Genomic DNA, 4087 nt, shown 5'->3' on the forward strand with positions numbered 1-4087 from the left:
GAAAAGCCTTGGTGAATCTCAGTCCTCGATTGGGCGCGCTTCCGATGGCAGCATGATCGGAATACCGTCTCTCACCGGATAGGCCAAATGTGCCGATTTGGAAATCAGTTCAGACCGTTGCTGATCGTAAACGAGCGGTCCTTTGGTCAAGGGGCAGACCAACAGCTCAAGCAACTTGCGATCGATCACTGTTTCGCGTTTCTCTTCAGTCATGCCTCTTCCCTGAAGTATCTCACTGGAGGCTGCCTTCATAATCGTCCTGATCCTTCGCGAGCGCGATCTCGGTAATAGCGATCAACGTTTCGGCTCGCGTCTTTAAATCCGCGGCTTCCAGGAGCGCCTGTTTTTCCGCAGCACCAAAGGGCGACATCATCGCCAGCGCGTTGACCAGCGTCTCATTGCCGGCCCGCGAGATGCCGTCCCAATCAGCTTCAAGGCTGTTGGCGTCGAGATAAGCACGAAATACGCGCAGCAATGCGAGCCTGTCCACTTCCGAATCATCCGGTTCGTCAAGATCGGCACGGAGTGGCGCGATCTTGCATTGGCGAAACGGCGTGCGGGTCGAGAGCTCCTTGATGACCCGGAAGCGGCATATGCCCTGAAGCGTTATCAGCAAACGGCCATCGCCGGTTTCAGCGAAAGACGTGATCCGGCCGAGGCAGCCAACCTCACACAGGTCTCCGCCATCCTCATCATCCTGATCGAAACGCGGCTGGATCATGCCGATTATTCGCTTGCCGCTAAGCGCGGCGTCCACCATGGCTAGATAGCGCAGTTCGAAAATATTGAGCGGCAGCTGCCCGCCAGGAAGCAGCAGCGCACCCGAGAGGGGAAAGATCGGCACGTTTTCAGGAATATCATTCAACGTCCGATAACGAACATTTCCAGCTTGCATTGCCTACTCCGGCCCGAAAAATCGTGATTTCGGCTATTGTGCCTGATTTCTCTCAAGAGAACAGCAGGGAAGATAATTTGCGACGTGCAGTAACCGAGGCCTCATCCGCCGCTCCCCAGGCGTCAAAAAACTGCAACAGCTGTTTGCGGGCGCCATCGTTGTTCCATGCCCGATCAGCCTTCATGATTGCAAGAAGCTGATCGGCGGCTTCGTGGCGCTGGCCTTTGGCATTCAGAATCATCGCAAGGTCGAAGCGCGCCCCGTAATCCTTAGGGTTTTCCTGCAGCCGCGCCTCCAACACCACCGGATCACCAAGTTTTGCCACCTGCTCAGCCAATGCAATCTTGGCCTCGGCGGCACGGACACCCGCATCGTCTTTGTTGGCGGCAGGCACTTGCTCCAAGGTGGCTTTGGCCTTTTCGAGATCACCGAGCTCGATCAAACAATTGGCTAGGCCCGCAAGCGCCGCCACGTGGTCTGATACTTCGCCAAGGACGGCAGAATAAATTTGAGCTGCCTGCTCGACATCGCCTGCTTCTACAGCATGAGCCGCCGCGTCGAGTGCTGACTGGATCGCCGCATCCCTGCCCCCATCGGGTGCCGCAATACGATCGATGAATTCTGTTACTTTCGATTCCGGGAGCGCTCCCATAAAACCGTCCAGCGGCTTGCCGTCAGCGAAGGCGATGACAGCGGGAATGGATTGGATTCCAAGCTGGCCGGCGATAGCCGGATGGTCGTCTATATTCATCTTGACGAGCTTGACTCGTCCGCCAGCTGCGCGAACTGCCTTTTCGAGAATAGGCGTGAGCTGTTTGCATGGTCCGCACCATGGAGCCCAGAAATCCACGAGGACCGGCTGGCTTTTCGATTCAGCAATCACATCTTTGGAAAAAGCTGCCGTGGTCGTTTCCTTGATCAGGTCGCCGGCGCTGGGCGCAGCTCCGTTTGGAGATGGCGTTCCATAGGACACGGTCTGGGCGCCAGAGGCTGTGCCATAGCCGCTGCCGAACGGGTTATCTATTTTGCTCATGAAATTCTCCCGTCATCTGCCCTTCCATTCAACCACAACCTCTTGTAATCGCCAACTGATGTAACGGCTATCAGTTTGGGGTTGCCACATCGATTTTCAAGATGAGAGGCTCGTGTCCAGTCATCTTGAGGAACGCCAGGAGGTCTTCGCGCCGGATTGATGTCGTCGCCTCATTCGTCAAAGGATGGGCATTGACAATGTCGTGCTGCATGAGCATTTCGTCCAGTACCACACGGACGTGGTGCTGCGCGTCATTGATCAACCCAAACACACTGRCGGCTCCGGGCGTCAGACCAAGGTACTCCAGCAGTTTTTCCGGCTTGCCAAACGATACACGGCTCGAAGCGCCGATCTTGCTATGAATTGTCTTGAGATCGACCTCAGCATCCTCGTCCACCGTCACGAGAAAGTAGTTGTCTTTCTTGTCCTTGAGAAAGAGATTTTTGGTATGGGCGCCGGATACCTGCCCACGCAGGTTTTGGGCCTCAGCCACCGTAAACACTGGGGCATGACGAATCGTCGACACCTCGATTCCCAAGTCGCCAAGGTACTGCATCAACTCATCAAATGTTTTGCCCATGACGGTATTCCGCTGACTTTTCAGAAATGACTGCGTGTTTCTCCTAGTGGTTCGGCGCCTCTTCCTCAAGGGGAAAGCCGCATCCGGCAAGGGTTCATGACCGATTTCTACCATATCTCGCAGAAGGCGAAATTTCCCTGTTGCAATTAGCCGGCGCTTAGGCCATATAGGCCCCGCTTCGCAAGACTTAACTGGCATATGCGGGAGTAGCTCAGGGGTAGAGCACAACCTTGCCAAGGTTGGGGTCGAGGGTTCGAATCCCTTCTCCCGCTCCAGTTATCCGAAGTTCAAAAGGCTCAGGTTTACCTGGGCCTTTTTGCTGTTTGAGCGCATGACACTTCATCCTCGCGAACCGCGTTGCAATTGCAATCCTGGCTGAAATGGGTAAACCCATGCATCATGGCACAAAAGAAAGCGCACGAAGTTGATTCTTTCCTGAGAAGGCTGGATCGCGCCTACCCGATCGTTCTGCTTTACGGACCGGACAAGGGCCTCGTGAGCGAACGAGCCGACCTTTTCATCAAGCTCACCGGCCTTGCGAAAGACGATCCCTTTGCAGTTATTCGACTTGATGCTGACGATATCAACGCCGAGCCAGGCAGGCTTTCTGACGAGGCAAACACGATTTCCATGTTTGGCGGCGAGCGTTTGATCTGGGTGCGCAGCGCGGCAGGCCAGAAAGGGCTGGCGGACGCCCTTGGCTTCCTTGCCAAAAACCCGCCCACAGACACGTTTATCCTGGTCGAGGCCGGGGACCTGAAGAAAGGTGCTGGCTTGCGTGGCATCGTCGAGCAGAGCTCCAGCGCTATGGCCCTTCCCTGCTATAGCGATGATGCACGTGGAATCGATGGCACTATTGACGATGTGCTGGCGAAGAACCGGCTGCAGATCGCGCTGGATGCCCGCAATCTTCTCAAAGAAAGCCTCGGTGGTGATCGTCTCGCCACACGAGCCGAGCTCGACAAAATCTGCCTTTACGCATACGGCAAAGAGCGCATCTCTATTGACGATGTACGCGGGATCATCGGGGACGTCAGCGCCGTCTCCCATGAGACAATTGTCGATGCGATGATGGTTGGCAACATCATCGATTTCACTCACGCATTTGATCGCGTCATCGGGACCGGTTCATCAAGTTTTCTTGTCCTCAGCGCTGCAATCCGCCAGTTTCAGTCGTTACAAACGTTACGTTACGGCATGGAAAACGAAGGAAAAAATGCGAGTCTCGCCGTTACGGCTGCCAGACCTCCAATTTTCTTTGCACGGAAAAAACTTGTAGAAACTGCTCTTCGGTATTGGACGACGCAATCATGCGCGCGTGCTATCGAGCGGTTGCAACGAACGGTCCTTGAGAGCCGGCGCAACGCAACGCTGGCCGTCCCGATCATCCGGCAATCCATGATTGCCCTCGCGGCTGAGGCAGCGCGTGGAGCGCGCAACAGCCGTTGAAAAATTTCGTCAGGCGAGACCGCCCCACTTCGCACGATTTTGAAGGCGCTGGCAGATCTCATCGAGCTGCTCCAGCGTCGTATAATGGATGCGGACATCGCCACCATTGTTCACATGATTGACCGATACG

Annotated in this window: 5 protein-coding genes, 1 tRNA gene and 1 pseudogene; 2 read left to right on the forward strand and 5 right to left on the reverse strand. The window is 55.4% G+C overall.

What is annotated here, in order from left to right:
- Positions 1-18 precede the first annotated feature (18 nt).
- From ACXJ5O_RS20560 to ACXJ5O_RS20575, 4 genes are all read right to left on the reverse strand, one after another.
- A complete protein-coding gene (locus ACXJ5O_RS20560; RefSeq protein ID WP_457301516.1) occupies positions 19-213 on the reverse strand; it encodes a Trm112 family protein in 195 nt (64 codons plus the stop codon).
- 19 nt (positions 214-232) lie between these two features.
- Entirely contained in the window at positions 233-895 is a 663-nt protein-coding gene (locus tag ACXJ5O_RS20565; RefSeq protein WP_457301517.1) for an LON peptidase substrate-binding domain-containing protein, read from the reverse strand.
- 52 nt (positions 896-947) lie between these two features.
- Positions 948-1928 carry a thioredoxin gene (gene trxA / locus ACXJ5O_RS20570; protein ID WP_457301518.1) on the reverse strand — a complete coding sequence of 327 codons (981 nt, stop codon included), beginning with the start codon at positions 1926-1928 and terminating at the stop codon, positions 948-950.
- Positions 1929-1998: 70 nt separating this feature from the next.
- Complete coding sequence (locus ACXJ5O_RS20575; RefSeq protein ID WP_457301519.1) at positions 1999-2508, reverse strand: prolyl-tRNA synthetase associated domain-containing protein; 510 nt, start codon at positions 2506-2508, stop codon at positions 1999-2001.
- Positions 2509-2708: 200 nt separating this feature from the next.
- On the opposite strand from ACXJ5O_RS20575, the gene ACXJ5O_RS20580 reads away from it, so the two are divergent.
- Positions 2709-2783: transfer RNA gene (locus ACXJ5O_RS20580), tRNA-Gly, on the forward strand.
- 124 nt (positions 2784-2907) lie between these two features.
- Positions 2908-3957: a DNA polymerase III subunit delta gene (gene holA / locus ACXJ5O_RS20585; RefSeq protein ID WP_457301520.1), complete on the forward strand. Its 1050-nt coding sequence runs from the start codon at positions 2908-2910 to the stop codon at positions 3955-3957.
- A gap of 9 nt (positions 3958-3966) precedes the next feature.
- On the opposite strand, the pseudogene ACXJ5O_RS20590 reads toward holA, so the two are convergent.
- A pseudogene (locus ACXJ5O_RS20590) lies at positions 3967-4087 on the reverse strand (ParB/RepB/Spo0J family partition protein); the annotation flags it as partial.

The sequence above is a fragment of the Phyllobacterium sp. P5_D12 genome, assembly GCF_054049495.1.